Consider the following 25779-nt stretch of genomic DNA (forward strand, 5'->3'; position numbering starts at 1 on the left):
GGTTGTGCGCGTTGTGGTCAAGTGCGCCGTCCTCCTTGGGGCCTGCGCGGCTTGCGTTTCGGCGGCTGGTAGGGGTCGGGCGCCGGCAGTCGCATGAGGCGGCCGAACCGGCCCGGCCCCTGAGAGCGTAGTGCGGACACCGCTTCCGGCTCGTGGCGCGCGCAGTTGGCCAGAAGGCCGAACACCAGCAGGGTGACCACGACCGAGGTGCCGCCGGACGAGATCAGCGGCAGCGTGATGCCGGTGACCGGGAGCAACCCGACCACGTAGCCGATGTTGATCGCCGCCTGGGCCACCAGCCACACGGTCAGCGTGGCGGCCACCATCCGGATCCACGGGTCGATGTTGCGGGTGGCGATGCGCATGCCGGTGATCGCCAGCGCCGCGAACAGGCCGAGCACCAGCACGCAGCCGAGGAACCCGAGCTCCTCCCCGATCAGCGCGAAGATGAAGTCGTTGTGCACGTTGGGCAGGTACTGCCACTTCGAGGGACCCTGGCCAAGGCCCTTGCCGAACAGCCCGCCGTCGGCCAGCGCGTACACCGCCTGGGTGGCCTGGTAGGCCGCGCCGCCGGGGTCCTCCTCGGGGTGCAGGAACGACAGCACCCGGGACAGCCGGTAGTCGGTGCCCACGGCGAGCACCACCACGCCGGCGACCGCCCCGAGCGCGAGCGCGCCGAACAGCCGCAGCGGCGCCCCGGCGAACCATAGCAGGGCGATCAGCACCACGCCGAGGGTGATCGTGCCGCCGAGGTCGGGCTGCAGCATGACAAGGGCGAACATCACCAGGGCCGCGGGCACCACCGGGACCAGCAGGTGCCGGTACTGGTGCAGCACGGCGCGCTTGACCACCAGGATGTGCGCCCCCCACAGGGCCAGCGCCAGCTTGGCCGCCTCGACCGGCTGGAACGACACCGGGCCGAAGGTGAACCAGCTCTTGGTGCCGTTGACCGTCGACCCGAGCGGGGTGAGCACCAGGATCAGCAGCAGCACGGACAGCCCCAGCATCATCGGGCTCCACGCCCGGATCTTGCGCAGCGGGACGCGCAGCCCGATCCAGAACAGCGTCAGCCCGACCAGCACGTACACCACCTGCTTGCGGAACACCGTGTACGCCGAGCCGGTGTTGAGCGAGATCACCGCGGACGCCGACAGCACCATCACCAGGCCGAGCACGGTCAGCAGCGCGCACACCGCCAGCACGAGGTGGAACGAGGCCAGCGGGCGGCCAAGCCACGCGGTCAGCGCGGTGCGCAGCGCGCCGACCCGGCCGGGCCGGGAAGCAACACGAGGTTGCTGCTTTCCTTCTCGCACGGCAACGTCACGTTGCTTCCCCACGGTCGCCATCACGCCACCCCGTGCAGCCGCTTGACCGCGGCCGCGAACGCCTCGCCTCGCTTGGCGTAGTTGCGGAACATGTCGAACGACGCGGCGGCCGGCGCGAGCAGCACGACGTCCCCGGGGCGGGCCATCGAGCTCGCCGCGCGCACCGCTGCCATCATGGGGTCATCGTCTCCCGGACCCACGCGGTGCGTGGGGACCTGCGGCGCGTGTCGCGCGAGCGACGCGGAGATCACGTCGCTGTCTGCGCCCATCAGGACGACGCCGCGGAGCCGGGCGACGGCCTCGGCCACCAGATCGTCGATCGACGCGCCCTTGAGCTGCCCGCCGACCAGCCACACCACCGACGAGTAGGCGCCGAGCGAGCTGGCCGCCGCGTGCGGGTTGGTGGCCTTGGAGTCGTTGACGTAGCGCACGCCGTTCCACTCCCCGACCAGCACCGCCCGGTGATCGCCCGGCCGGAACACCCGCAGCCCGTCCCGCACCGCCTCGGCGGGCACGCCGAGCACCCTGGCCAGCGCCGCGGCGGCCAGCGCGTTGGCCACGTTGTGCAGCCCCGGCGCCGGCACGTCGGACACCTCGGCGAGTTGCTCGTCGCCGTCGACCAGCCAGCCGTCGACGATGCCGAACCGGTGGTCGCCGGGCTCGTCGAGGGTGAACCCGACCCGGTCACCGTGCCCCGCCGACAGCAGCGTGGACCAGACGTCGTCGGCGTTGAACACGGCCACCTCGGCGCCGGCGTAGATCTTGCCCTTGGCGGCGGCGTAGTCGTCGAGCGAGCCGTGCCAGTCGAGGTGGTCCTCGGCCACGTTGAGCACGACGGATGCCTTGGGGCGCAAGGACGACTGCCAGTGCAGCTGGAAGCTGGACAGCTCGACGGCCAGCACCCGGTGCCCGGCGAGCACCGCGTCGATCACCGGCAGGCCGACGTTGCCGCACGCCACGGCGTCCAGGCCGGCCGCGTTGAGCACGGCCTCCAGCATCCCGATCGTGGTGGTCTTGCCGTTGGTCCCGGTCACCGCCAGCCAGGTGGGCCGGCGCGCCACCCGCCAGGCCAGCTCCACGTCGCCGATCACCTCGACACCGGCCATGGCCGCCGCCGTCAGCAGCGGGTTGGTCGGCCCCCACCCGGGACTGGTCACCACCAGGTCGGTCCCGTCGGGCACCGCCGCCAGCCCCGGCACCAGCGTGACGGCCGGGTCGAACCCGACCAGCCGCTCCGGGTCGGCGTCGGTCACCGTCACCCGCGCCCCCATCCCCAGCAACGCCGCCGCGACCGACCGGCCCGTCACCCCGGCCCCGGTCACCAGTACCCGCTGCCCGGCGAACATGGGTCTAGCTTCCCGTGGCGGTGAGCCACTCGCTGTAGAACAGGCCGAGGCCGAACATGGCGCAGATGCCGGCCAGCAGCCAGAACCTGATGATCACCGTGGTTTCGGCCCAGCCGGCGAGCTCGAAGTGGTGGTGGAACGGGGCCATGCGGAACAGCCGGCGGCGGGAGGTGCGGAACACGGCGATCTGCAGCACCACCGACAGCGCCTCGACCACGAACAGCCCGCCGACGACGACCATCAGCAGCTCGGTACGGGTGGTGATGGACAGCCCGGCGACCAGCCCGCCGAGGGCGAGCGAGCCGGTGTCCCCCATGAAGATCTTGGCCGGCGCCGCGTTCCACCACAGAAAGCCGATGCAGGCGCCCATGGCCGCGGCGGCGATCACGGCGAGATCCAGCGGGTCGCGCACGTGGTAGCAGCCGACGGTCGGCTGGTCGACCCCGCAGTTGTAGCGGAACTGCCAGAACGAGATCACCACGTAGGTGCCGAACACCATGGCCGACGAGCCGCCGGCCAGCCCGTCGAGGCCGTCGGTGAAGTTCACCGCGTTCGACCACGCGGCCACGGCCAGGTAGCAGAACACGATGAACCCGACCGTGCCGACCGACAGGATCGCGATGTCCCGCACGAACGACACGTTCAGCGAGGCCGGGCGCAGCTCGAAGTCGTCGGGGAACTGCGACGCGACGATCGCGAAGGCCACCGCGACCAGCAGCATCCCGACCATCTTCCCGGTCTTGTTCAGGCCGAGGTTGCGCCCCTTGCGGATCTTGATGAAGTCGTCGAAGAACCCGACGATGCCAAGGCCCGTGGCCAGGAACAGGACCAGCAGGCCGGAGATCGTCGGCGCCTCGCTGCCGTCGGACATCGCGTTGATCAGGTGCGCGATCAGGTAGCCGGTCCACATCGCGACCAGGATCGCGACCCCGCCCATGGTCGGCGTGCCGCGCTTGGACTGGTGCCCCTGCGGGCCCTCCTCGCGGATCTCCTGGCCGAACCCCTGCCGGGAGAAGAACCTGATCAGGTACGGCGTGAAGAGGATGGCGACGACCATGGCGATGGCCGCGGCGATCAGGATCGCCTTCACGCCGCATCACCGAGCAGCGCGTCGGCGACCCGCCACAGCGCGACCACCTTGGACGCCTTGATCAGGACGACGTCATCCGGCCGCAGCTCGGCCCGCAGCAGCGCCACCGCCGCGTCGACGTCCGGCACCAGCACAGAGCTCTCTCCCTTCGCGCCGGCCAGCACGGCGCTCGCGTCCTCGCCGACCACCACCAGGCGATCGACGCCCAGCCGGGCCGCCAGCCGGCCGATCTCCTCGTGGGCGGCGTCGGTGGCGTCGCCGAGCTCACCCATCAGGCCGAGCACCGCCCATGATCTCCGGTCGCTCCCGGCCATCGCGGCCAGGGTGTGCAGGGCCGCGCTCATCGACTCCGGGTTGGCGTTGTACGAGTCGTTGACCACGGTCACGCCGTCCGCCCTGGTGGTCACCTCCATCCGCCGCGCGGACCGGCGCCGGGCCGCGGACAGCCGCCCCGCGATCTCGTCCGGGCCGGCCCCCAGCTCGAGCCCGACCGCGGCGACGGCCAGCGCGTTGCCGACGTGATGCGCCCCGTGCAGCGCGAGCCGCACGACCGCCTCGCCCTTCGGGGTCACCATGCGGAAGCTCGCCCGTGCCTGCTCGTCCAGCTCGACGTCGACGGCCCGCAGGTTCGCGGTCTCGGCCCGGCCGACCCGTACGACCCTGGCCGCGGTCCGGTCGGCCATCGCGGACACGATCGGGTCGTCGGCGTTGAGCACGGCCAGCCCGTCCGGCGGCAGCTGCTCGACCAGCTCGCCCTTGGTGCGCGCGATGTCCTCGCGGGAGCCGAACTCGCCGAGGTGCGCGGTGCCCACGTTGAGCACGACGCCGATCCGCGGCGGCGCCGTTGTGCACAGCGCGGCGATGTGCCCCGGGCCGCGGGCGGACAGCTCGAGCACCAGGTACCGCGTGCCGCCGTCGGCGCGCAGCACCGTCCACGGATGGCCAAGCTCGTTGTTGAACGAGCCGGGCGGCGCCACCGTCGCGCCCATCGGCTCGAGCACCTGCGCCAGCAGGTCCTTTGTGGACGTCTTGCCGGAGGAGCCGGTCACCCCCACCACGGTCAGGCCGGTCGCGGTGAGCCGGTCGACCACCGCCCTGGCCAGCGCGCCGAGCCCGGCCAGCACGGCCGCCCCGGAACCGTCCCGGTCCCCGGCGAGCGCCACCGACCGGGTGTGCGCCTCGCTCACCGGCGGCACGATCACCCCGGGCACGCCGGTCGGGCGGGCGGCGAGCACGCCGACGGCGCCCGCGGCGACCGCCTCGGCCGCGAAGTCGTGGCCGTCCACCCGCTCACCGGGCATCGCCACGAACAGCCCGCCCGGCCCGATCTCCCGGGAGTCGAACTCGACCGCGCCGGTGACCAGCTCCTCACCGGCGGCCCGGTCCAGCCGCCCGCCGACGGCCGCGGCGATCTCCGCGAGCGTCATGGGGATCATCGGCACTCCAGTCCTTCTCGGAAGTCCGCGCAAACTTCGGCCAGCGGCGCGCTCGATGGTCGCCGCGACTGCCGCGAAGTCATGTGGTCGGGTCCTCCCTGCGCATCCGCCGTTCGATTGCCGCCCGCAGCTCGTCGCGGTCGTTGAAGGGGTGCACCACGCCGCCGACCTCCTGCCCGGTCTCGTGCCCTTTTCCGGCGATGACGACGACGTCGCCCGGGCCGGCCCGGTCGACCGCGGCCTCGATGGCCGCCCGCCGATCTCCGATGTCGATCACCTCACCCCGTTGCGCCGCGGGCACATTGTTCGCTCCGGCGAGCATGGCCGCGCGGATGGCGGCCGGGTCCTCGCTGCGCGGGTTGTCGTCCGTCACGATCAGCAAGTCGCTGCGCCGGGCGGCGGCCTCGCCCATCAGCGGCCGCTTGGCCACGTCCCGGTCGCCGCCGCAGCCGAGCACCACGATCACCTTGCCGGCATTGCGCTCCCGCACGGCGTCCAGCGCGAGCGCCACCGCCGCCGGCTTGTGCGAGTAGTCCACCACGGCGGTGAAATCCTGGCCGAGCACCACCGGCTCCATCCGCCCCGGAACCTCCACAGTGGACAGTCCGGTCGCGATGGCGTCGGGCTCGACGCCAACCGCGTGCAGGCACGCGGCCGCCACCAACGCGTTGGCCACGTTGAACCGCCCCGGCATCGGCAGCGTCGCGGGCAGCCGCAGGCCGTTCGGCCCGTGCACCACGAAGGACTGCGCGCCCGTGCGGTCGGTCCCGATGTCCGACGCGGTCCAGTCGCCGTCGCCCTCGGTGGCCACCGTGATCGTCTCCGGGGTCACCAGCCGCCGCCCCCACCGGCCGTCGGTGCACACGACCTCCACCGTGGACCGCCCGTCGAACAGCAACGCCTTGGCCTGGAAGTAATCCTCCATGTCCTCGTGGAAGTCCAGGTGATCCTGCGACAGGTTGGTGAACGCGCCGACCGCGAACCGGGTGCCGCCGACCCGCCCGAGCCGCAACGCGTGGCTGGACACCTCCATGGCCACGTGGCTGACCCCGCGCTCCACCATGACCGCGAACAGCGCCTGCAGATCCGGCGCCTCCGGCGTGGTGAACGCGCTGTCCAGCCGCTGCCCGGCGATCCTCGTCTCGACCGTCCCGATGAGACCGGTCGGGCGCCCGGCCGCGCGCAGCCCGGACTCGATCAGGTACGACGTCGTGGTCTTCCCCGACGTACCGGTGATTCCCAGCACCGACAACCGAAGCGACGGCTCGGCGTAGATCCATGCCGCGACGTCGCCCAGAATCCGCCGCGGATCCTCGTGCACCAGCACCGGAACCCGGGTGGCCGCCGGCCGGCCGGCCCCCGCCGCGTCGGTGAGCACCGCCACCGCGCCGTTGGCGATGGCGGTCTCGACGAAGTCGGCGCCGTGCGCCCGTGCGCCCGGCAGGGCCGCGAAGAGATCACCGGGCCGCACCTGCTGTGCGCGCAGCGTCACCCCGGTCACGCGCACATCGGCGGCCCGCTCGGAGATCAGGTGGGCGCCGGCCCGGGAAGCCAATGCGGGCAGTGGCACGGGCGTGACGTGGGAGGGCCGGGGTGGCGCCGTGGCGGCCTTGCCGACCAGCTTGGCGGGCACGTCGCGAGAGGCTACCTGCGCGGAAATCGGCTCATGACAGGTGGGCGCGGTCGAGCTCGTCGAGCAGCGCGCGCTTGCGCCGGTGCCGGGTGCGCAGGGCGCCGACGAACTCGGCGAACTCGGTGCGGCGGCCGCAGCGTTCGGACAGCGCGCGTAGCTCGTGGAGCAACGCGACGGCCTCCCGGTAGTGCCGGCGGCCGGTGCGGGCGGCGCACTCGATGATCAGGGCGCGGAAGCCGGGGAGCACGTCGGCGGGGCGGCGCTCGGCGTGGTGGCGGGCGACCTCCAGCCACAGCGGGGCGGCGCAGCCGTAGCGCGCCGCGGCCGCCCAGGCGGCGTCGGGGTCGACGTCGTCGATCATGGCGCCGACGATGTCGTCGCCGGAGCCGCCGGAGTGCAGAACATCAAGCGCCCACGGGCGGATCTCGGGCCAGCGGTTGAGCCGCAGCGCGGTCTCCTTGAGCTTGGCGTAGTGCTCCCGGACCGGGCGCGCGCGAAGCTCGGAACGGCGCAGCTCCAAGGCATCGCCGGCGCGGCCACCGTCCAGGTAGGCCTGCACCAGGAACTCGACCAGCCAGTTGGTGTGCCCGCCGGACGCCACGCCGAGGAACGCCGCGGGGGTCGGCAGGCCCTCGGGCAGGGCGTCGGCCACGTTGACCGAGGTGCCGTCGAAGGTGGCCAGGCGCTCGCGCATGACGAGCAGGGTCAGCGCCAGGCGGATGTCGGCCTCGTCGAGCGAGTCCGACGAGCGGTTCTGCCAGGCTTCGTCGAGCAGGGCGCGGTACGCCGCCAGTCCGGCGTCGCCCAGCGCGTCGGCGAAGGCGGCCAGCTCGACCGTCGGCCAGCCGGGGCTGTCCACCTGCAGCTGGAACAGCCAGCGGGCCAGCTTGACGGCGTTCGGCCGGGCCGCCGAGCAGGCCATGGCGTACAGGCCGAGGGCACGCTGGCAGGCCGCGACGACCAGATCCGCGGAGTCGATCAACAGCAGGGTGCGGGTGATCCGCTCGACCGCGTGGCGGGCCAGCGGGCGGGCCTCCGCGGCGTGCCCGGACGCGATCAACGACTCGACCGTGTCCAGCACGTCGGCCGCCGACTTGGCGTACACCTCGGCATCCACCGAGCCGTGCACCTCGAGCGCCGCATCGAGCCGGCGGCGCAGCTCCACGATCTGGGGCAGGACCACCCGAACAATTTACGGGGACCGGTATCTCCGTATCTCCGCCCCTAATCTCCGCGACTTCGCGCGCGGCGCAATCGCTCCGGCAGGGCCTCGATGAACCTCACTCTGCAGTACCGGCCCGGGGCCCTGCCACCGCGATTGCGGGCCTTCGGCCGGAGGGCGCGCTCTGTGGTCACCTTGGTGGCCGCGCTGTCAGCGAGCACCTCACCGGCCTTCGGCCCCGGGCTTCGACAAAGCCATGATCATGCTTTCGGTGTTCGGTCTGCTCACCGGGTTGCCCGGTCGGGAGTGCGGCGGGTCGGGTGCGGCCGATGGCCCCAGCTGGCAATGCCAGAAGAGGCGGCCGCCGCGCGGCCGCGTCTTCTCGCGTGGCGATCTTTGGCGACTTTGCCGGAGCCCTGCCTTCGGCCCCCGTGGCGCGCGCTGTGGTCACCTTGGTGGCCGCGCAGTCGGGCGAGCACCTCACCCGGCCACCAAGGGCATGAACGGGCTCGGCTCCTTGGACATGGGGATGGCGTAGCGCTGCGCCAGGAATGACGCGATGTCGTGGAACAGTGGGGCGGCCGAGCCGTGGGACAGCCCGTCGAGCACGATGCCCACGACGAACCGGGGGCTGTCGGCCGGCAGGATGCCGGCGAAGGTGATCCAGTACTTGGAGTCGCTGTACCGCCCGTTGACCACCTGCTGCGCGGTCCCGGTCTTGCCGGAGATCTGATAGCCGGTCAGCGCGGCCGCCGGCGCGGTGCCGGAGTTGCCGTTGGGGGCCTTCTGCACCACCGCGCGGAACATGTCGCGCACGGTCCGCGCGGTCTCCGGGCTGACCACCCGGACCTCCTGCGGCCGCGGCTCCTCGACCCGGGTCCCGTCCGGGTTGATCTTGGCCCGGACGATCCGCGGCGGCACGCGCACGCCGTCGTTGGCGATCGTCTGGTACATGCCGGCCATCTGCAGCACGGTCATCGACAGCCCCTGCCCAATCGGCAGGTTGCCGAACGTGCTGCCGGACCACTGCCCGCGCGGCGGCACCCGGCCGGGGCTCTCCCCGGGCAGCCCGACCCCGGTCCGCTGGCCCAACCCGAGCCGGGACAGCATGTCGGCGTACCGGTCCGGCCCGACCTTCTGCGCCAGCATCAGCGTGCCCACGTTGGACGACTTGGCGAACACGCCGGTGGTGGTGAACGTCTGCGTCCCGTGGTTCCACGCGTCGTGCACCACCCGGTCGGCGATCCGGATCTGCCCCGGCACCCGGTGCTGCGCGTCCGGGGTGGTGATCCCGTACTCGATCGCGGAGAGCGCGGTGACGATCTTGTTCACCGAGCCGGGCTCGTACGGGGTGGTGACCGCCGGGTTGCCCATGTCCTTGAGCTCGAACCCGCCCGGGTTCATCGGATCGAAGCTCTTGTCGTTGGCCAGCGCGTACACCTCGCCGGTGTGCGCGTCCATGATCACCGCGCTTGCGCTGTTCGCCCCGACCCGCGCGGCGTAGTCGGCCACCCGCTGCTGCAGGAAGTACTGCAGGTCCGCGTCGATGGTCAGCTCGAGGTCCGAGCCGTCGGTGGCGCCCTGCACGTCCCGCTCGGTGCCCGGGATCACCACGCCGCTGTCGTTCTCGGTGTCCACGATCCGCCGGCCGGGCGTGCCGGCCAGGTCGTTGTCCCGCAGGATCTCCAGCCCGGACAGGCCGTGCAGGTTGTGCTTCTCCGGATCGGGGTCGTCCATGCGCCAGTTGGCCACGCCGACGATGTTGGACGCCACCGAGTGCCCCGGGTACTCGCGGACCGCCCGGTACTCCACGTTGATCTCGGGGACCTTCTTCTGGATCTCCCTTGCCTTCGCCGGCTCGACGTTGTCCACCAGGTAGATGAACGACGCGTCGCGGCGCAGCTTGTCGAGCAGCTCCTGCTCGTTGATCCCGCCGCCGAGGGTCTCCCGGATGGTCCTTGCGATGTACGCGGTCCGCTCGTCGAAGCTCAGCGGCGCGTCCGGATGCTCCCGGTTGTACTTGTCGGTCTCCACGCGCTGGGCGTTCGGGCGGAACGCCAGCACCCGCGACTCCACGCTGAACGCGAGCTCCACCCCGTTTCTGTCCACAATGGACCCACGGGTGGCCGGGATGTCGATCTCGGTCGCCCGCTGCCGCTCGGCCCGCGTGGCCAGGGCCTCCGCCTCGAGGCCCTGGACCTGGATGAGCCGCAGCCCGGCCGCCACCAGGGCGGCGATCAGCAGGAAGCGCACGACGACCACCCGGATGCGGGGGTTGACGTGCGGCGTCGCCGGCCGTACCCGGCGCGGCCGGATGGGCGCGTGTCTGGTCCGGTACGGGGGCGGCGGCGCCCGGCGGGCCGCTGGTCGTGCCGGGCGCCCGCCCCGTGGATGGGGCATCAGCCTGCCCCGGCTGCGGCGCCCTGCTCGGGTGCGGGCGGGTCGGCGCCCTGCTCGGCGTCGCCCTGCTCGCCGTCGGGCGCGGTCTGCGACTGGTCGGCCGGGGGCGCCTGGTCGGCCGGCTGCTGCTGGGCCGGTGGCTGCTGCTCGGCGGGTGGCGCAGGCGGGGCGGGGGCCTCGGCCGGCTTCGGCTCGCCGACCACGACCACCGTGCCGTCCGGCTGGACCACCAGCCGGGCCGGTTCACCGGGGAAGACCAGGCCCAGCTCCCGCGCGCGCTCGGCGAGCGCGGCCGGCGAGCCCAGCTTGGTCACCTCGCGCTGCAGCGCGTCCGCCCGCTCGGACAGGTCGGTGGCCTCCTTCTTGGCCTGCTCCAACCGGTACGAGTCGGCGATGGCCTGAGTGGACAGCCACAGCGTGGCCGCGATCCCGACCACGAGCAGCGCGATGATCAGGACGACGAACCGGGCGCGCCCGCCTGGGGAGTCGGCCTCCGCCCGCTCCGGCGCGCGGCCCTCGCGCTGCGCCCGCCGGGCGTAGGCACGCTGTGCCGCGGCCGATCGCGGCCGCCCGCTCGGCCGCTCGGTGGCCGGGCTGGTGTCGGGCAGCAGCGCAGTGGTGTCGACCGTCGCCGCCGGCTTCGCGGTCTCCGTGGCCGCCCGGCCGCGAGTCCGCGTCCGGGTCCTGGTCGGTGCCGTCATCGTCATGCTGCCTCGATTCGTTCGGCCGCACGCAACCTGACCGAGGCGGCGCGGGGGTTCTTCTCGATCTCCTGCTCACCGGCCCGCTCGGCACCCCTGGTGAGCAGGCGCAGCGACGGCCCGTGGCCGGGCAGCTCGACCGGCAGCCCCGGTGGGGTGCGGGACCGCGCCAGCTCGGCGAACGCCTGCTTGACCAGCCGGTCCTCCAGCGACTGGTAGGACTCCACGACGATCCGGCCGCCGACCCGCAACGCGGCCAGCGCCGCGGGCAGTGCCCTGCGCAGCGCGTCGAGCTCGCCGTTGACCTCGATGCGCAGCGCCTGGAAGGTCCGCTTGGCCGGATGGCCGCCGGTCCGCCGGGTGGCCGCGGGCACGGTGTCGTAGAGCAGCCGCACCAGCCGGGCACTGGTGGCGAACGGCTCCCTGGCCCGCTCGCTCACCACGGCCCTGGCAATCCGCTGGGCGAACCGCTCCTCGCCGTACTCCCGCAGGATCCTGGCCAGCTCCTCGGCGGGGTAGGTGTTGAGCACGTCCGCGGCGGTCTTGCCGGCGGTCTGGTCCATCCGCATGTCCAGCGGGGCGTCCTTGGCGTAGGCGAACCCGCGCTCGGCGCGGTCCAGCTGCATCGACGAGACCCCGAGGTCGAACAGCACACCGTCCACAGAGGACAGCCCGAGCTCGGCGAGCACGGCCGGCATCCGGTCGTACACCGCGTGCACCAGCCGCACCCGGTCGCCGTGCCTGGCCAGCCGGTCGGTGGACGCGGCCAGCGCGTGCGGATCCCGGTCGAGCCCGACCAGGGTCAGCTCCGGGTGCGCGGACAGCAGCGCGTCGGCGTGCCCGCCAAGCCCTACGGTGGCGTCGACGAGCACGGCGGGCCGCTCGGCCAGCGCGGGGGCGAACAGGGCGAGCACGCGGTCGAGCAGCACCGGCTCGTGCATCGGCTTCGCCTCCCCTGCGCTTGTCCAAACCCGAGCACCGCCAGGTCCCCGCCCGCTCGTCGGACCTGGCACCGGGGAAGGTGCGCCAGGGCCGATGGCGAGCGGACCGAGGCCTGGCGGCACCCGCGTCCCCTACGGCTCCACGTGCGGGCCGGAAGCTTTAGAACACGCCGGGCAGAACCTCGTCGCGAGCCGCGGAGTAGGCGTCCTCGTGCTCGTCCAGGTAGTTCTGCCACGCCTGCGCGTCCCAGATCTCCAGCCTGGTGATCGCACCGATGACCACGCACTCCTTGGTCAGCCCGGCGTAGCGCCGAAGCTCCGGTGCGATCGCGATCCGTCCCTGCCCGTCCGGGCGCTGCTCGTCGGTGCCGGCGAACAGATACCGCTGGTAGGCGCGGACCGCCTCGTTGGTCAGGGGCGCCGCGGCCACCTTGCGTGCCATCTCCTCGAACTCCGCTCGCGGGAAGACGTAGAGGCAGTGGTCCTGCCCCTTGGTGACCATCAGTCCACCCGCTAGCGCGTCTCGGAACTTGGCAGGCAGCGTGAGCCGCCCCTTGTCATCGAGTTTCGGGGTGTGGGTACCGAGAAACATCGGTGCTCACCTCCCCATGGGGCCCCCGTCTGCCCCACATGGCGCCACAGTACCCCACTTTTCACCACGGTCAACCCGTTCCGGCCCATTCGGGCCGCGGGGCAGTCGCCGTTTGCCCAGCTAGAGCGCTGGTCAGACGGGTGGGGGACGGTGGGGAGAATGACCGGGTTGGGGGATGCCGCCCCGGGGAATACCGGAGATCTGGCGTCACTCACCCCGCCCCTAGGTAGCCCCGGGAACGTCATTCGGCTGCGCGACGTACTGGTTGTGGGGCATCGTGGGGTGTGGGGGACTTCGCCTTGGTTTGACACACTTGGTGACATGCTGCGCCCTCGCCGCAACCCATGTGGCTGACGGGTCCGACCATCGGGAGGTCGAGTGACGTCCAGTACCCCGCCAGCTGCGCTGCCCGGTAACCCCTACGGCGCGCCTGGCGGCGATCGCTATGTGCCGGGAGTCCCCACGACGAACTCCCACCACCCGATCGACGGCGCCGCGTACCGTGCGGCTCCCGCCCTCGATGAGCTGCACTCGACCGCCCAGCGGATCGCGGCCAACGTCGAGAAGGTCCTGGTCGGCAAGCCCGAGGTGGTCCGGATCGCGCTGGTGACCCTGCTGGCCGAGGGCCACCTGCTGGTCGAGGACGTGCCGGGGGTCGGCAAGACCTCGCTGGCCAAGGCGCTGGCCCGGTCGATCGACTGCACCGTCAGCCGGATCCAGTTCACGCCGGACCTGCTGCCAAGCGACGTGACCGGGGTGTCGATCTTCAACCGGCAGACCAACGACTTCGAGTTCCGCCCCGGTCCGGTGTTCGCCAACATCGTGGTCGGCGACGAGATCAACCGCGCCTCCCCGAAGACCCAGTCGGCGCTGCTGGAGTGCATGGAGGAGCAGCAGGTCACCGTCGACACGCAGACCTACCGGCTGCAGGCGCCGTTCATGGTGATCGCCACCCAGAACCCGATCGAGATGGAGGGTACCTACGCCCTTCCCGAGGCGCAGCGGGACCGGTTCACCACCCGCGTCTCGATCGGCTACCCGGACCCCAACGCCGAGCTGGCCATGGTCGACGAGCACGCGGGCGCCGACCCGCTCGCCGCGCTGCAGCCGGTCTCCGAGGCCGCCCAGATCATCTCGCTGATCGAGACCGTGCGCCGGGTCGAGCTGTCCGCCGACGTCCGCCGCTACGCCGTCGAGCTGGTGTCGGCCACCCGGCGGCTGCCGGAGATCCGCATCGGCGCCTCCCCGCGCTCCACCCTGCACCTGGTGCGGGCCTCCCGCGCGCAGGCGGCGCTGGCCGGCCGCGACTTCGTGGTGCCGGACGACATCCACGCGGTGGCCATCCCGGTGCTCGCCCACCGGCTCGTGCTCACCGCCGAGGCGCAGGCCAGCCGGCGCTCCCCGGCCGACCTGATCCGCAGCCTGGTGCAGCGGGTTCCGGTGCCGCAGGGCGCGCACGATCCCAGCACCCAGTGGGTGACCGGGGTGGCGCCCCGGCGAACGAGGTAACCCCCGGTGCGGGGCGCGCTGTCCGGTCTGACCACACGCGGCCGGTGCCTCCTGGCCGCGGGGCTGGCCGCCGCGCTCTGCTCGATCGTGCTCAACGAGCGCGATCTGCTGCGGGTCTCGGTGTTCGTGGTGGCGCTGCCGATCCTGGTGTGCGTGCTCACCGCGGTGGCCAGGGTCGGGCTGCACGCCGAGCGCCGGATCAACCCGGTCCGGGTGCCGGTCGGCGGCCGGGCCGAGGTCGCCCTGCACGTGCGCAGCACCGGCCGGCTGCCCACCGGCGGGCTGCTCATCCAGGACGGCGTGCCGTACGCGCTCGGCGGCAAGCCCCGGTTCGTCATCGAGCACCTGCCCCGGCATACCGGCACCCAGCTGCGCTACACCGTGCACCCCACGCTGCGGGGCATCCAGCAGCTCGGCCCGCTCAAGGCCACGATCACCGACCCGTTCGGGCTTGCCGAGTTCGAACGGGACCTGGCGCACACCTCGCGGCTGATCGTCGTGCCGCGGGTGGTCCGGCTGGCCGGCGTGCCGGGCGGCTCGGGGCTCGGCTCCGGCGACGACGGCTCGGTGCGGCTCAACGCCGGCCAGGGCGAGGACGACGCGATCGTCCGCCCGTACCGCCAGGGCGACGACCTGCGCAAGGTGCACTGGCGGTCCACGGCCAAGCGTGACGAGATGATGGTGCGGGTCGAGGAGCGCCCGTGGCGCGGCGGCACCACGATCCTGCTCGACCACCGGGCGTCGGCCCACCGGGGCGCCGGCCCGAGCGCAAGCCTGGAGTGGGCGATCTCGTTCGCCGCCAGCGTGTGCCTGCACCTGCACCGGCACGGCCACCGGATCCGGCTGGTGACCGAGAGCGGGCGGCTGCTGGTCGGCGACTCCGGCGACGGCACGCACCACGACAACCTCGTGCTCGACGCGCTGGCCGCGCTGCAGCCCACCCCGCAGCGCGACGTGGACCTGCGGTCCGATCCCGGGCACGGGCAGGAGCTCATCGCCATCGTCGGCGCGGCCAGCGCCGAGTCGCTCGGCCAGCTCGTCCGGCACCGCGGCCGCGGCAGCCGCAGCCTCGCGGTGCTGCTGGACGCGCCCGCGTGGGGCGCGGGCGACGACCCGCCGCTCGACCAGCAGGGCTCGGTCGCGCTGCTGCGCGCCGCCGGTTGGGGCGTGACCGTCGCCCAGCCGGACATCGCGATGCACCGCGTCTGGGCCAACCTGTGCCGCACCGGCCTCAGCCGCGGCGAGGCCATGATCGCCGGAGCCGGTCAATGAGCGCACCAGCCCAGCCGGAGATGACCGCCCAGCAGTGGTCGATGACGGTCACGCCGGTGGTGGCCGCGCTGACCACGCTGTGCGCGTCCACGGCGATGTCCGGGGTGATCGACGGCCTGCGCTGGCTGGGCTACGCCGGCGTGGCCGTGATCGTGGTGACCGCGACCGGCCTCGGGCTGCGGGCCGTGCGGACGCCGGTCGTGCTGGTCGCCTTCGCGCAGCTGTTCGCCGTGCTGTGCCTGCTGGTCGCGCTGTTCACCAACACCGGCATCCTCGGGCTGCTGCCGGGGCCCGCGGCCATCTCCGAGCTTGGCGACGTGCTGCAGCGCTCGGTCGAGGTGGTCCGCACCGGGGTGCCGCCGGTCGAGCCCTCCGCGGCCGTGCTGTGCCTCGTGGTGATCGCGATCGGCCTGGTCGCCGTGCTGGTGGATACGCTGGCCGTGGCCGCCGGCACGCCCGCCGCGTGCGGGCTGGTGCTGCTGTGCGTGTACGCGGTGCCGGCGTCGCTGGCCGACGAGATGCTGCCCTGGTGGTCGTTCGTGCTCGGGGCGGGCTCGTTCGCGCTGCTGCTCGCGGTGGACGGGGCGCACCGGCACCAGCAGTGGCGCAACCGTCCGACCATGCCGGGGACCGGCGCCGGGGTCGGCTCGCCGGCCACGCACGTGTCGGCCGCGCTGCTGCTCGCGCTGATCGCCGGCTCGACGATCACCGCCATCGGCACGGTCGGCCAGCTGCCCGGAAACGCGGGCACCGGCGGCGCCGGGGGCCTCGGCCTCAAGCCGTTCACCCAACTGCGCGGCATGCTCGACCAGGGCGAGAACCGGGAGCTGTTCCGGGTGCGCGGCCTCGGCCAGGACGGCCGGTACATGCGCGCGATGACGCTGTCGGTCTACAACCGCAACGGCGGCTGGGAGCTGCGGCAGCCCATGCCGCAGGGCACGCCGGCGGGCCGGGAGCTGCCGCTGCCGCCAGGCAGCCGCGAGCCGGGCCAGTTCACCACGATCGACATCGAGACGATCAACTACGAGGACCTGTTCGCCGGCGTGTACGGGACGCCGCGGCGGATCCGCAACCTGCCCCAGGGCATGCGCTACGACGCCGGCAGCGGCATGGTCTACAGCGAGAGCAAGCGCAGGCTGGCCCGGTACCGGGAGGACGTCGACCTCGGCCAGCCGACCGCCGACGACCTGCGCGTGGCCGGGACCGACTACGGCGACATCGACCAGAGCTACCTGGACAACGGCGACATCGACCCGGAGGTCGCCGGGCTCGCCGAGCAGATCACCGCCGGCCGGTCGACCCCGTACGACAAGGCCGTCGCACTGGACAAGTTCTTCGACGGCAACAGGTTCATCTACGCGCTGCAGACGGCCACCGGCGCCGACGAGGACGCGCTGCACGACTTCCTGTTCCGCAGCCGGGCCGGGTTCTGCGAGCAGTACGCCTCGGCCATGGCGATCCTGGCCCGCGCGGCCGGCCTGCCGTCCCGGGTGGCGATCGGCTACACCGGCGGGTACGTCATCGGCGACTACCGCTCGATCACCACGAAGGACGCGCACGCCTGGGTGGAGATCTTCTTCCCCGGCCAGGGCTGGATCATGTTCGACCCGACGCCGCTGAACGACGGCCGCGCCTACACTCCGCCCTACGCCACGCCGAGCGGCACGGCCGGCCCGACCGACGACCCGACCGCGGAGACCACCACGCCGAGCAGCCCGTCGTCGGCGGGCGCCGCGACCCCGCGCGACGACCGCGCCGACCCCGACCAGGGCGCCGCGCCCGGTTCGGCGCCGCAGGAAGGAAAGCCGGCCTGGATCGGCTGGACCACCGGCGCCATCGCGCTGGTCGCGCTGCTGCTGTCCGTGCTGGCCCTGCTCGCGGCCGGCGGCATGCTGCCCGGCCGGTTCATCACCGGCCGGCGGGTGCTGATCCCGATCGCGGCCATCTGCTGGCTGCTGTCCGTCGTGCTCGCCGCCGCCCTGGTCTCGTGGTGGCTGTCGGCGTTGATCGTCGCCCTCACCCTGGCCGCCGCCCCCGGCTTCGTGCGCCAGTGGCAGCGCCGCTCCCGCCGCCATGCCGTGCACCGCAACCATGCCCTGGCCGCGTCCGCCGCGTGGCAGGAGCTGATGGCCGAGACGCTCGACCGCGGCACCGAGCTCATCCGCGCCGAAACCGTTCGCATGACCGCCCGCCGCCTTGCCCGCGAGCACGACCTCGACGAGGACGGCAAGCGCGCGCTGCGCACCGTGGTCGGCGCCGTCGAGCGCTCCTGGTACAGCGCCCGCCCCGACCCCGACCCGGCCCTCCCCTCCGCCTTCGACGACCTGGTCGCGGGGTTGCACCGCACCTCCCCCGTCGCGCTGCGGGCCCGCCTGTTCCCCCGCTCCGTGCTCGGCCGGCTGCGCCGAGCCCGCTAGACCTCCGGGTAACGGCTGTAGTTGGGGAAGTTGCCGTACAGCAGCTCGTCGGCCGGGCCCTGGGTGACGGCGTGCACGAGGTGGACGCCGCCGACGAAGGCGCCCTTCCAGGAGCCGCCGCGGCCGCCGAAGGGCTCGTCGCGGTCGCCGCGGGAGCGGGGCTTGTTGACCCCGACCTTGAACGCCTGGACGTGCTCGGCGAGGTCGGTGGCGAGCTCGACGTCGTCGCAGGCGATGCTGGCGACCAGTGCGCCGTTGGAGGCGTTCATCTGGGCGAGCAGCTCGGCCTTGGTGTCCACCACGACGATCGTGTCGACCGGGCCGAACGGCTCCTCGTGCATCAGCCGGCTGGCGCCGGGCGGGGCGAGCAGCACGTTCGGCGCCACGTAGGCCGACGTGTCCTGGCCGGGCAGGAACCGGCCGTTGTCCAGCGTGCCGCGGTACAGCGGGATGGCGCCGTGGTGCAGCGCCTCGTCGACCTTGGCGCGCAGCTCGGCCGCCTTGGCTGCGGAGATCAGCGGGCCGAAGGCCAGCTCCGGCAGCGGGTCCCCGTCGTCGGCGACGGCGAGCGGGTGGCCGAACCGGACCGACGTGACCACCGGCAGGTAGGTGGCCAGGAAGGTGTCGACCAGCTCACGCTGCACGACGAACCGCGGGTAGGCGGTGCACCGCTGCTTGGCGTACTCATAGCCCTTGCGCAGCTGCGCGGCCAGGCTGTCCCAGTCGGAGAAGTCCCAGATCCCCCAGCAGTTCAGGCCCTCCTGCTCGAGCATGTGCCGCTTGCCGGTGTCCACCAGCTGGGCGGCCACCTTGCCGCCGTTGTCCCGGCCGCCGACGAACGCCAGCGCGCCGATCTCCGCGGAGCGGACCAGCGCCGAGGACAGCTTCGAGCCGTCACCGGACAGCAGCGTCACCGGCAGACCGGCGTCGTGCATCAGCGCGTGCGCCACGGTCAGGCAGAACGCGCCGCCCTGGGTCGGCGTCTTGGCCACCACCGCGTTGCCGGCCAGCAGCTGGACGAGCTCGGCGTGCACCAGCACGCTCATCGGGTAGTTCCAGCTGGCGATGTTGCTGACCGGGCCGGACAGCGGCTGCCGCTGGTACGGCCGCCCGTCGGCGTCGGTGGCGAGCATCCCGTCGATGTTGTCGACGTACCAGCGCACGCCGTCCAGCGCGCGATCGACGTCGGCGCAGGCCAGCTTCCACGGCTTGCCGATCTCCCAGGCCAGCAGCAGCGCCAGGTCGTCGCGCGCGGCGGTCATCGCGTCGACGGCATCCAGGACCCGGGCCTTGCGGTCGGCGAGCACGGCCTTCGACCAGTCGCGGTGCTGCTCGTGCGCGTGCGCCACGGCGGCGAGCGCGGTCGGCTCGTCGATCTTGGACAGCCGGCCGAGCGTGCTCTGGTCGACCGGGCTGGTGATCACCGACGGCTCACCGGAGTCCTGCCACCGGCCCTCGTGCAGGTTGCGGAGACGGTCGCCGGAGAACGCGGCGGGAGCGAGCCGCGCGACCCGCTCGAGCAGTCGTGGCCATTCGGCGTACTCGGGTACGTGCAGACCAGCCAAAGGACGTCAGCCTTTCCGTGCGGCGGGACGGATCGGGGCGGCCTTCACCCCCACCAGCGCTGTCCACGCCGACAGCCCGGCGTATGTCTCGTCGACCGTGTTGGTTGTGCGTCCCGGTGCTAGTGCTCGTCGTCGAAGCGCTTGCGGAAGCGCTCCTCCATCCGCTGCGAGAAGGAGCTCCTGCGCAGCTTCGTGACGTTGCCGGCGGAGCCGCCGGACTCGTCGGAGCCCTCCTCACCCCGGTCGCCGTTGCGGATGGCGGTCAGCGTGAGCAGCACACCGAAGAACATGGCCAGGAAGCCGATCAGGCTCACCACCGGTATGCCACCGGGCTTGAGCGGCAGCACCGGCATCACACCGAGCACGAGAAGGGCGACGCCCAGCACGAAGAGGGCGATGCCCTGCAGCCGACGGCGCCGTGACGGGCGCCTGAGTCGCGCGCCACGAACCGTCGAGGCGAACTTGGGATCCTCGGCGTAGAGCGCGCGCTCGATCTGGTCGAGCAGACGCTGCTCGTGCTCGGAGAGTGGCATCGTTCCTCCTCCGGCACAACGGTCGCAGGCGCCGGGCGATCACGGTTGCCGCCGGTCCCGGCGGGCACCCCACGGGCGGGGACGTCACCTTCCAGAATACGAGCCACGAGTCTCCGCGACTACCCGATCCTGCATCACGGTCTTAGGCACCAGGAAAACCGATCGGGCTCGCGCATGCCTGGATGCTCGATCGAGGAGGCAAATCAGACAACTCTCACCTGGATACACGCTGAGTTGTCACTCAATTGCGTACAGCCTCACACCTGCCCGCCGGTCGTGGTTCCCGGCCGGGTGCGGTAGGCACTGTGCGTGGACCCCGTGCACGCCCTCAGACAGATCGCCCTCCACCTCGAGCGGACCGGCGAGCCGACGCACAAGGTGCAAGCGTTCCGCCGGGCCGCGGCCAGGGTCGCCGGCCTGCCGCCCGGCGAGCTGGACCAGCGGATCGGCGCCGGCACGCTGATGGCGCTGCCCGGCATCGGCAAGACCACCGCGGCCGTGATCACCGAGGCCGCGGCCGGGCGGGAACCCGCCTACCTCACCGAGCTGCGCGGGCGGCCCACCCGGGTGCTGGTCGACGTGCGGGGCGGCGAGACGCTGCGGGCCGCGCTGCGCGGGGACTGCCACACGCACTCGGACTGGTCCGACGGCGGCAGCCCGATCCGGGAGATGGCCGAGGCCGCGATCGAGCTCGGCCACGAGTGGATGGTGCTCACCGACCACTCCCCGCGGCTGACCGTGGCCAACGGGCTGTCCGCCGAGCGGCTGCGCCGGCAGCTCGCGGTCGTCGCCGAGCTCAACGCCGAGCTGGCGCCGTTTCGCATCCTCACCGGCATCGAGGTGGACATCCTGGCCGACGGCGGGCTGGACCAGGAGCCCGAGCTGCTCGCCGAGCTGGACATCGTGGTGGCCAGCGTGCACTCGCTGCTGCGCTCGCCGGCCGCGGAGATGACCGAGCGGATGCTCACCGCGATCGCCAACCCGCACGTCGACGTGCTCGGCCACTGCACCGGCCGCCGGGTGCTCGGCCGCCGGCCCCGGCCGGAGTCGCAGTTCGACGCCGAGGCGGTGTTCACCGCGTGCCGGGACAACGGCGTCGCCGTGGAGATCAACTGCCGGCCGGACCGGCTGGATCCCCCGCGCCGCCTGCTGCGCCTCGCCGTCGAGCTCGGCTGCGTGTTCGCCATCGACAGCGACGCCCACGCCCCCGGCCAGCTGCACTGGCAGCCCTTCGGCTGCGCCCGCGGCGAGGAGTGCGGCGTCACCCCGGACCGGGTGATCAACACCCTGCCGGCCGACGACATCCTGGCCTGGGCTGATCCGCCTCTCCGGGATTAGCTGATCCGCCTCTCCGAGATTAACTGCTGTCGTTGCGTTCCAGCCGATGGTGCGGGTATCGGGTTGATTGTGGCTGGGTGCCATCACGGTCCCCTGAGGTGCGGTTGGCAGGGTCAAGACCTCACCTCACCGAAACTGGCCCCCTAGCTCACTTCTTCGGCCGGCGCGTTCCAGGTGTTGCAGGCGGCGGTGCGGCCGCTGTCGTAGCCGGCCCGGCCCCAGGCGACCTGGTGCTTGATGGTGCCGTGCGCGTCGTCGGCGATCGTGTCGCGGAAGCTGTCCGCGGCCGCCCTTGCCAGCTTCGTGCCGACCGATCCGCGCCCGGCCACGCTGGCGATGAACAGCCCGGCGAAGCAGTTGGCCTGCAGCTCGGCGCGCCTGGTCAGCTCGAGGCGTTCCGGCGACTTCTTGTCGAACGGCTCGCCCTTGTCGTAGGCGGCGGTCAGGATCCCGCTCAGCGCCTGGACATGGTGGCCGTACTCGTGGGCAAGCACGGTCAGGTGCGCAGCCTGGCTGAGCCCGGCCTGATCGAGCAGCCGGTCGACCGGCATGAAGATCACCTTGCCGCCGCTGCAGTAGTAGGCGGTGGCCTCGTCGGCCGAGGGCGCCTCGCCGCACATGCTGCGGGCGGCCTCGATCTCCAGCCGGGGCGGGGTGAACGGCTCGTTGACGCTGGCCAGCACCGGCCGCCAGGCCTGGTCGAGGCAGCCGATCGCGGCCTGGTAGTAGGCACGCAGCTGCTCGGCGTCGCTCTTCATCGCCGGCAGCTCGCAGGTGACCTGGGGCATGGCGATTCCCTCGGCCAGCAACGGGTTGTCGCCCAACCGGTACACCGCGCGCGGCATGGCCCCCGTGCTCGGGGTGGTGGAGCCCGGCGCCGCGTTGGGTGCGCCGGGCGCGGCGATCGGGACGCCGGCGATCTCGGTGACGCCGTCGAACACGTCGTCGCGGCCGAGCAGGGCCACGGCGAGGACGAGGGCGATCACGACGCCGAGCACGCCGGCCAGCTTCGCCGGGGAGTTGGGCTGCTCCGGCGAGTCCGGAGCCAGGATCGACCGCGGCGGCTGGGCGGGCGGCCAGGTGGACCAGTTGCCCCCCTGATCGTGCATTCGCCCACCTCGGAGTCGGTCCCCCAGCGTCTGGCCACAGCATAGGCCACGCGGCGATCAGCCCGCCGGACCGCGCAGCGACTGCCACACCCGTTCCGGCAGCACCCGTTCGGCGCGCTCGAGGTCGATGCCCGACCCGCCGGCCAGCCACCGCCGGGCGGTCTCGGCCACCGGGCCGATCAGCAGCATCTCCAGGTACGGGTCGGGCAGGTCGACCAGCCGCCCGGCCGCGACGTGCGGGCGAGCCCACGCCATCATCCGCTCGATCCGCGGCCGCTTCGCCTCGGCGATCACGGCAGCCCTTGCCGGGAGGAACGCGGCGTACGCCCAGGCGTGAATGAACCGGGCCTTGGCCGGGTCCGTCCGGACGAACTCCAGGTAGGCCGTGACCACGGCCCGCACCCCGGTCCGCGCGGTGCGGGCGCGGTCAAGCCGGTCCAAGATCGCGTCGAGCAGCTCGGTCATGCACCGGCCGTACAGCGCGGCGGCGAGGTCGTCGAACCCGCCGAAGTGGTGGTAGAGGCTGCCGAGGCTGACGCCGCTCGCGGCCGTCACCGCCTGCACCGAGAAGCCCTCCGGCCCCCGCTCCCGGTACACCTCCAGCGCGGCGTCCAGCAGCCTGGTGATCGTCTGCTCGCCGCGAACCTGCTTAGGGGACATCGGATCCCGTCGCGGTCAGCTCCATCGCCTCGTCCCACGTCCGCCTGGCCAGGTCCTCGTCGTCGGCCACCGGCTCGAGCGGCACCTCCTCGTCGACGTCGAAGTACCGGCCGGTCACCCCGGCCAGCCCGGGATCGGTCGCCAGCCGCACGACGGGTCTGGCGCCCGCCTCGGGCCGCCGCCAGAACAGCTTCACGCCCTTCACCAGCAGACCGACCGGGCCGCCGAGCTGCTGCGCCACGGGGTAGCCGGTTCCCGCGCCCCGCCGGTGATCACCACGGCTGGAACTCCAACCAGATTCTAGAACAACTTTCTAGAATTCCATTCTAGAACCGGGCTCGAGCTCGAGCGAGCCCGACAGCCGGAGAGCGCCGAACGTGGCCATGAGCTGATCGACCCGGCCCGGGTCGATCACGCCGGCGAATCCGGTGATGCCGTCACAGCGAGGGAAGAACTCGATCTGAGCCCACGAGTGCTCGACCTCGTAGCCGGTCCAGGACGGTCGGCGCGCCCGCCACCCCGCATTGACGAACGCCCGTGCCACCTCCGCCGGCTCCGGGCCTCCGGCCAGCGAGCCGTACAGGTTGTTGTCCAGCCCACTCAACTCTCCGGCGAGCCGAGGCCCCTCCGTACCGCCCGAACCGATCTCCACGAGGTCGAGTATCGGGCGGCACGGACCGAGCTGTCAGCTGCAGCCGGAGGTGGAGCCGCAGCCCTCGCAGACGTAGCAGGAGCCGGCGGGGCGCATCTTGGTGCCACAGGTCATGCAGAGGGGCGCGTCGGCGGCCTTGCCGAGGTGGAGCTCGAGGAGCTCGGTGGAGCTGTGGGCCTCGGGCTTGGGTGGGGCGGGCTCGACGGCTTTGGGGGTGGGGGTGGCGTCGACGGAGGTCTGCAGCCCCTCGATGTCTACATCGGACGTTCCGTTGTAGTCGTTGGCGACCTGGGCGGTGCGCTCCTCGGCGGTGAAGATGCCGAGCTGGGCGCGCTTGTCGTAGGGAAGGTAGTCCAGGGCCAGCCGGCGGAACAGGTAGTCGAGCACGCTGGTGGCGATCCGGACGTCCGGGTCGTCTGTCATGCCGGCCGGCTCGAAGCGCAGGTTGGCGAACTTCTGGACGTAGAACTCCAGCGGGATGCCGTACTGCAGGCCGACGGAGATGGACATGGAGAACGCGTCCATCACACCGGCCAGGGTGGAGCCCTGCTTGCCGAGCTTGACGAAGATCTCGCCAAGGCCGTCGTCGGGGTAGGACCCTGCGGTCAGGTAGCCCTCGGCGCCGCCGACCGTGAACGACACGGTCTGGCTGGGGCGCTTCTTGGGCAGGCGCTTGCGGACCGGGCGGTACTCGACCACCGTGTCCTTCTCGGCGGCGCCCTTGGCGCCCTTGCCCGCCGACAGCGGCTGGCCGACCTTGCAGTTGTCGCGGTAGATGGCCAGCGCCTTGAGGCCGAGCTTCCAGCCCTGGAAGTAGATCTCCTCGATGTCCTCGACGGTCGCCGACTCCGGCATGTTGACCGTCTTGGAGATCGCGCCGCTGATGAACGGCTGCACGGCGGCCATCATCCGGACGTGCCCGGTGGGGGCGATGGACCGCACGCCCATGGCGCAGTCGAACACCTCGTAGTGCTCGCGGCGCAGACCCGGCGCGTCCACGACGTGTCCGTGCTCGGCGATGTACTCGACGATCGCCTCGATCTGCTCGTCCTGGTAGCCGAGGGACTTCAGCGCGCGCGGCACGGTCTGGTTGACGATCTGCATCGAGCCGCCGCCGACCAGCTTCTTGAACTTGACCAAAGCCAGGTCGGGCTCGACGCCCGTGGTGTCGCAGTCCATCATCAGCCCGATGGTGCCGGTGGGCGCGAGCACCGACGCCTGGGCGTTGCGCCACCCGTTGCGCGCGCCGATCTCCAGGCCGCGCAGCCATTCCCGGGTGGCCAACCGGTGCACGGCCGCGTCGTCGGAGCCGTAGGTGCGGATCAGGTCGTTGGCCGCGGCGTGCTTGCGCATCACCCGCTGGTGCGGCTCGGCGTTGCGCGCGTAACCCTGGTAGGCGCCGACCACGCCGGCCAGCTCGGCCGAGCGGCGGTACGCGGTGCCGGTCATCAGCGAGGTGATCGCGGCGGCCAGCGACCGGCCGCCGTCGGAGTCGTAGGCGTGCCCGGTGGCCATCAGCAGCGCGCCGAGGTTGGCGTAGCCGATGCCGAGCTGGCGGAACTTCCTCGTGGTGTCGGCGATCGGCTCGGTCGGGAAGTCGGCGAAGCAGATCGAGATGTCCATCGCCGTGATGACCAGCTCGACGGCCTTCACGAAGTTCTTGCTGTCGAAGGTGCCGTCCTTCTTCAGGAACTTCATGAGGTTCAGCGACGCCAGGTTGCACGAGCTGTTGTCCAGGCTCATGTACTCCGAGCACGGGTTGGACGCGGTGATCCGCCCGGTTTCGGGGTTGGTGTGCCAGTCGTTGATGGTGTCGTCGTACTGCAGGCCCGGGTCGGCGCACTCCCACGCGGCCTGGGAGATCTTCCGGAACAGCTCGCGGGCGTCGACGGTCTCGATCACCTCGCCGGTCTTGCGGGCGCGCAGCCCGAACTCGGCGCCGTCCTCGACCGCACGCATGAACTCGTCGGAGACCCGGACCGAGTTGTTGGCGTTCTGGTACTGCACGCTGACGATGTCGGCGCCGCCCAGGTCCATGTCGAAGCCGGCGTCGCGCAGCGCCCGGATCTTGTTCTCCTCGCGCGCCTTGGTCCAGACG

At 72.3% G+C, this 25779-nt stretch carries 21 protein-coding genes; 4 read left to right on the forward strand and 17 right to left on the reverse strand.

Annotated elements, in window-relative coordinates; translation table 11 throughout:
• Positions 1-17 precede the first annotated feature (17 nt).
• The 10 genes from ftsW to mraZ all read right to left on the reverse strand — a co-directional run bounded on the left by ftsW (position 18) and on the right by mraZ (position 12626).
• The gene (gene ftsW, locus VGX25_RS21545; protein ID WP_326919662.1) at positions 18-1346 is read right to left on the reverse strand and encodes a putative lipid II flippase FtsW; all 1329 of its coding nucleotides are present in this window, start codon (positions 1344-1346) and stop codon (positions 18-20) included.
• Positions 1346-2671, reverse strand: coding sequence for a UDP-N-acetylmuramoyl-L-alanine--D-glutamate ligase (murD, locus tag VGX25_RS21550; protein ID WP_326919663.1), 1326 nt, complete (start codon positions 2669-2671; stop codon positions 1346-1348). The genes ftsW and murD overlap by 1 nt, the downstream gene beginning before the upstream one ends.
• Positions 2672-2675: 4 nt before the next feature.
• Entirely contained in the window at positions 2676-3761 is a 1086-nt protein-coding gene (mraY, locus tag VGX25_RS21555; protein WP_326919664.1) for a phospho-N-acetylmuramoyl-pentapeptide-transferase, read from the reverse strand.
• Positions 3758-5197, reverse strand: coding sequence for a UDP-N-acetylmuramoyl-tripeptide--D-alanyl-D-alanine ligase (locus tag VGX25_RS21560; protein ID WP_326919665.1), 1440 nt, complete (start codon positions 5195-5197; stop codon positions 3758-3760). Before VGX25_RS21560 ends, mraY begins: the two co-directional genes overlap by 4 nt.
• Before the next feature lie 79 nt (positions 5198-5276).
• Positions 5277-6830 carry a UDP-N-acetylmuramoyl-L-alanyl-D-glutamate--2,6-diaminopimelate ligase gene (locus tag VGX25_RS21565; RefSeq protein ID WP_326919666.1) on the reverse strand — a complete coding sequence of 518 codons (1554 nt, stop codon included), beginning with the start codon at positions 6828-6830 and terminating at the stop codon, positions 5277-5279.
• 31 nt (positions 6831-6861) lie between these two features.
• Positions 6862-8013, reverse strand: coding sequence for a hypothetical protein (locus VGX25_RS21570; RefSeq protein ID WP_326919667.1), 1152 nt, complete (start codon positions 8011-8013; stop codon positions 6862-6864).
• A 459-nt stretch (positions 8014-8472) separates the two neighbouring features.
• A complete protein-coding gene (locus VGX25_RS21575; RefSeq protein WP_326919668.1) occupies positions 8473-10392 on the reverse strand; it encodes a penicillin-binding protein 2 in 1920 nt (639 codons plus the stop codon).
• Positions 10392-11099: an FtsB family cell division protein gene (locus VGX25_RS21580; protein ID WP_326919669.1), complete on the reverse strand. Its 708-nt coding sequence runs from the start codon at positions 11097-11099 to the stop codon at positions 10392-10394. The genes VGX25_RS21575 and VGX25_RS21580 overlap by 1 nt, the downstream gene beginning before the upstream one ends.
• Positions 11096-12034: a 16S rRNA (cytosine(1402)-N(4))-methyltransferase RsmH gene (gene rsmH, locus VGX25_RS21585; RefSeq protein WP_326919670.1), complete on the reverse strand. Its 939-nt coding sequence runs from the start codon at positions 12032-12034 to the stop codon at positions 11096-11098. Before rsmH ends, VGX25_RS21580 begins: the two co-directional genes overlap by 4 nt.
• A 160-nt stretch (positions 12035-12194) precedes the next feature.
• Positions 12195-12626 (reverse strand): division/cell wall cluster transcriptional repressor MraZ, encoded by a 432-nt coding sequence (gene mraZ / locus VGX25_RS21590; protein WP_326919671.1) that lies wholly within the window; start codon positions 12624-12626, stop codon positions 12195-12197.
• 378 nt (positions 12627-13004) lie between these two features.
• On the opposite strand from mraZ, the gene VGX25_RS21595 reads away from it, so the two are divergent.
• The 3 genes from VGX25_RS21595 to VGX25_RS21605 are packed head-to-tail and all read left to right on the forward strand — an operon-like array spanning position 13005 to position 17824.
• Positions 13005-14135, forward strand: coding sequence for an AAA family ATPase (locus tag VGX25_RS21595; RefSeq protein WP_414635904.1), 1131 nt, complete (start codon positions 13005-13007; stop codon positions 14133-14135).
• Positions 14136-14141: 6 nt separating this feature from the next.
• Positions 14142-15407: a DUF58 domain-containing protein gene (locus VGX25_RS21600; protein WP_326919672.1), complete on the forward strand. Its 1266-nt coding sequence runs from the start codon at positions 14142-14144 to the stop codon at positions 15405-15407.
• Complete coding sequence (locus VGX25_RS21605) at positions 15404-17824, forward strand: DUF3488 and transglutaminase-like domain-containing protein (protein WP_326919673.1); 2421 nt, start codon at positions 15404-15406, stop codon at positions 17822-17824. Before VGX25_RS21600 ends, VGX25_RS21605 begins: the two co-directional genes overlap by 4 nt.
• Here VGX25_RS21605 and VGX25_RS21610 read toward each other — a convergent pair.
• Both VGX25_RS21610 and VGX25_RS21615 read right to left on the reverse strand, forming a co-directional pair.
• Positions 17821-19389, reverse strand: coding sequence for an aldehyde dehydrogenase family protein (locus VGX25_RS21610; RefSeq protein WP_326919674.1), 1569 nt, complete (start codon positions 19387-19389; stop codon positions 17821-17823). The two genes, VGX25_RS21605 and VGX25_RS21610, sit on opposite strands and share 4 nt — an antisense overlap.
• A 119-nt stretch (positions 19390-19508) precedes the next feature.
• Complete coding sequence (locus tag VGX25_RS21615; protein ID WP_326919675.1) at positions 19509-19922, reverse strand: DUF3040 domain-containing protein; 414 nt, start codon at positions 19920-19922, stop codon at positions 19509-19511.
• 309 nt (positions 19923-20231) lie between these two features.
• On the opposite strand from VGX25_RS21615, the gene VGX25_RS21620 reads away from it, so the two are divergent.
• Entirely contained in the window at positions 20232-21260 is a 1029-nt protein-coding gene (locus VGX25_RS21620; protein ID WP_326919676.1) for a PHP domain-containing protein, read from the forward strand.
• 143 nt (positions 21261-21403) lie between these two features.
• Here VGX25_RS21620 and VGX25_RS21625 read toward each other — a convergent pair whose 3' ends face one another.
• The 5 genes from VGX25_RS21625 to VGX25_RS21645 form a co-directional block, all read right to left on the reverse strand.
• A complete protein-coding gene (locus tag VGX25_RS21625; RefSeq protein WP_326919677.1) occupies positions 21404-22369 on the reverse strand; it encodes a neutral zinc metallopeptidase in 966 nt (321 codons plus the stop codon).
• A 57-nt stretch (positions 22370-22426) separates the two neighbouring features.
• Positions 22427-23029 carry a TetR/AcrR family transcriptional regulator gene (locus tag VGX25_RS21630; RefSeq protein WP_326919678.1) on the reverse strand — a complete coding sequence of 201 codons (603 nt, stop codon included), beginning with the start codon at positions 23027-23029 and terminating at the stop codon, positions 22427-22429.
• Positions 23019-23270 carry a hypothetical protein gene (locus VGX25_RS21635; protein WP_326919679.1) on the reverse strand — a complete coding sequence of 84 codons (252 nt, stop codon included), beginning with the start codon at positions 23268-23270 and terminating at the stop codon, positions 23019-23021. Before VGX25_RS21635 ends, VGX25_RS21630 begins: the two co-directional genes overlap by 11 nt.
• A gap of 72 nt (positions 23271-23342) precedes the next feature.
• Positions 23343-23681 carry a hypothetical protein gene (locus VGX25_RS21640; protein WP_326919680.1) on the reverse strand — a complete coding sequence of 113 codons (339 nt, stop codon included), beginning with the start codon at positions 23679-23681 and terminating at the stop codon, positions 23343-23345.
• 33 nt (positions 23682-23714) lie between these two features.
• Positions 23715-25779 (reverse strand): vitamin B12-dependent ribonucleotide reductase (locus VGX25_RS21645; RefSeq protein WP_326919681.1); only part of this gene is annotated, 2065 nt, incomplete at its 5' end.

The sequence above is a fragment of the Actinophytocola sp. genome, from assembly GCF_035942955.1.
GTDB lineage: Bacteria > Actinomycetota > Actinomycetes > Mycobacteriales > Pseudonocardiaceae > DASYTH01.

Bases quoted from the DNA above. Each gene is read 5' to 3' on its own strand.
- ftsW (WP_326919662.1), bottom strand. From the start codon at position 1,346: ATGGCGACCGTGGGGAAGCAACGTGACGTTGCCGTGCGAGAAGGAAAG.
- murD (WP_326919663.1), bottom strand. From the start codon at position 2,671: ATGTTCGCCGGGCAGCGGGTACTGGTGACCGGGGCCGGGGTGACGGGC.
- VGX25_RS21560 (WP_326919665.1), bottom strand. From the start codon at position 5,197: ATGATCCCCATGACGCTCGCGGAGATCGCCGCGGCCGTCGGCGGGCGG.
- VGX25_RS21575 (WP_326919668.1), bottom strand. From the start codon at position 10,392: ATGCCCCATCCACGGGGCGGGCGCCCGGCACGACCAGCGGCCCGCCGG.
- VGX25_RS21580 (WP_326919669.1), bottom strand. From the start codon at position 11,099: ATGACGATGACGGCACCGACCAGGACCCGGACGCGGACTCGCGGCCGG.
- rsmH (WP_326919670.1), bottom strand. From the start codon at position 12,034: ATGCACGAGCCGGTGCTGCTCGACCGCGTGCTCGCCCTGTTCGCCCCC.
- mraZ (WP_326919671.1), bottom strand. From the start codon at position 12,626: ATGTTTCTCGGTACCCACACCCCGAAACTCGATGACAAGGGGCGGCTC.
- VGX25_RS21605 (WP_326919673.1), top strand. From the start codon at position 15,404: ATGAGCGCACCAGCCCAGCCGGAGATGACCGCCCAGCAGTGGTCGATG.
- VGX25_RS21615 (WP_326919675.1), bottom strand. From the start codon at position 19,922: ATGCCACTCTCCGAGCACGAGCAGCGTCTGCTCGACCAGATCGAGCGC.
- VGX25_RS21625 (WP_326919677.1), bottom strand. From the start codon at position 22,369: ATGCACGATCAGGGGGGCAACTGGTCCACCTGGCCGCCCGCCCAGCCG.
- VGX25_RS21630 (WP_326919678.1), bottom strand. From the start codon at position 23,029: ATGTCCCCTAAGCAGGTTCGCGGCGAGCAGACGATCACCAGGCTGCTG.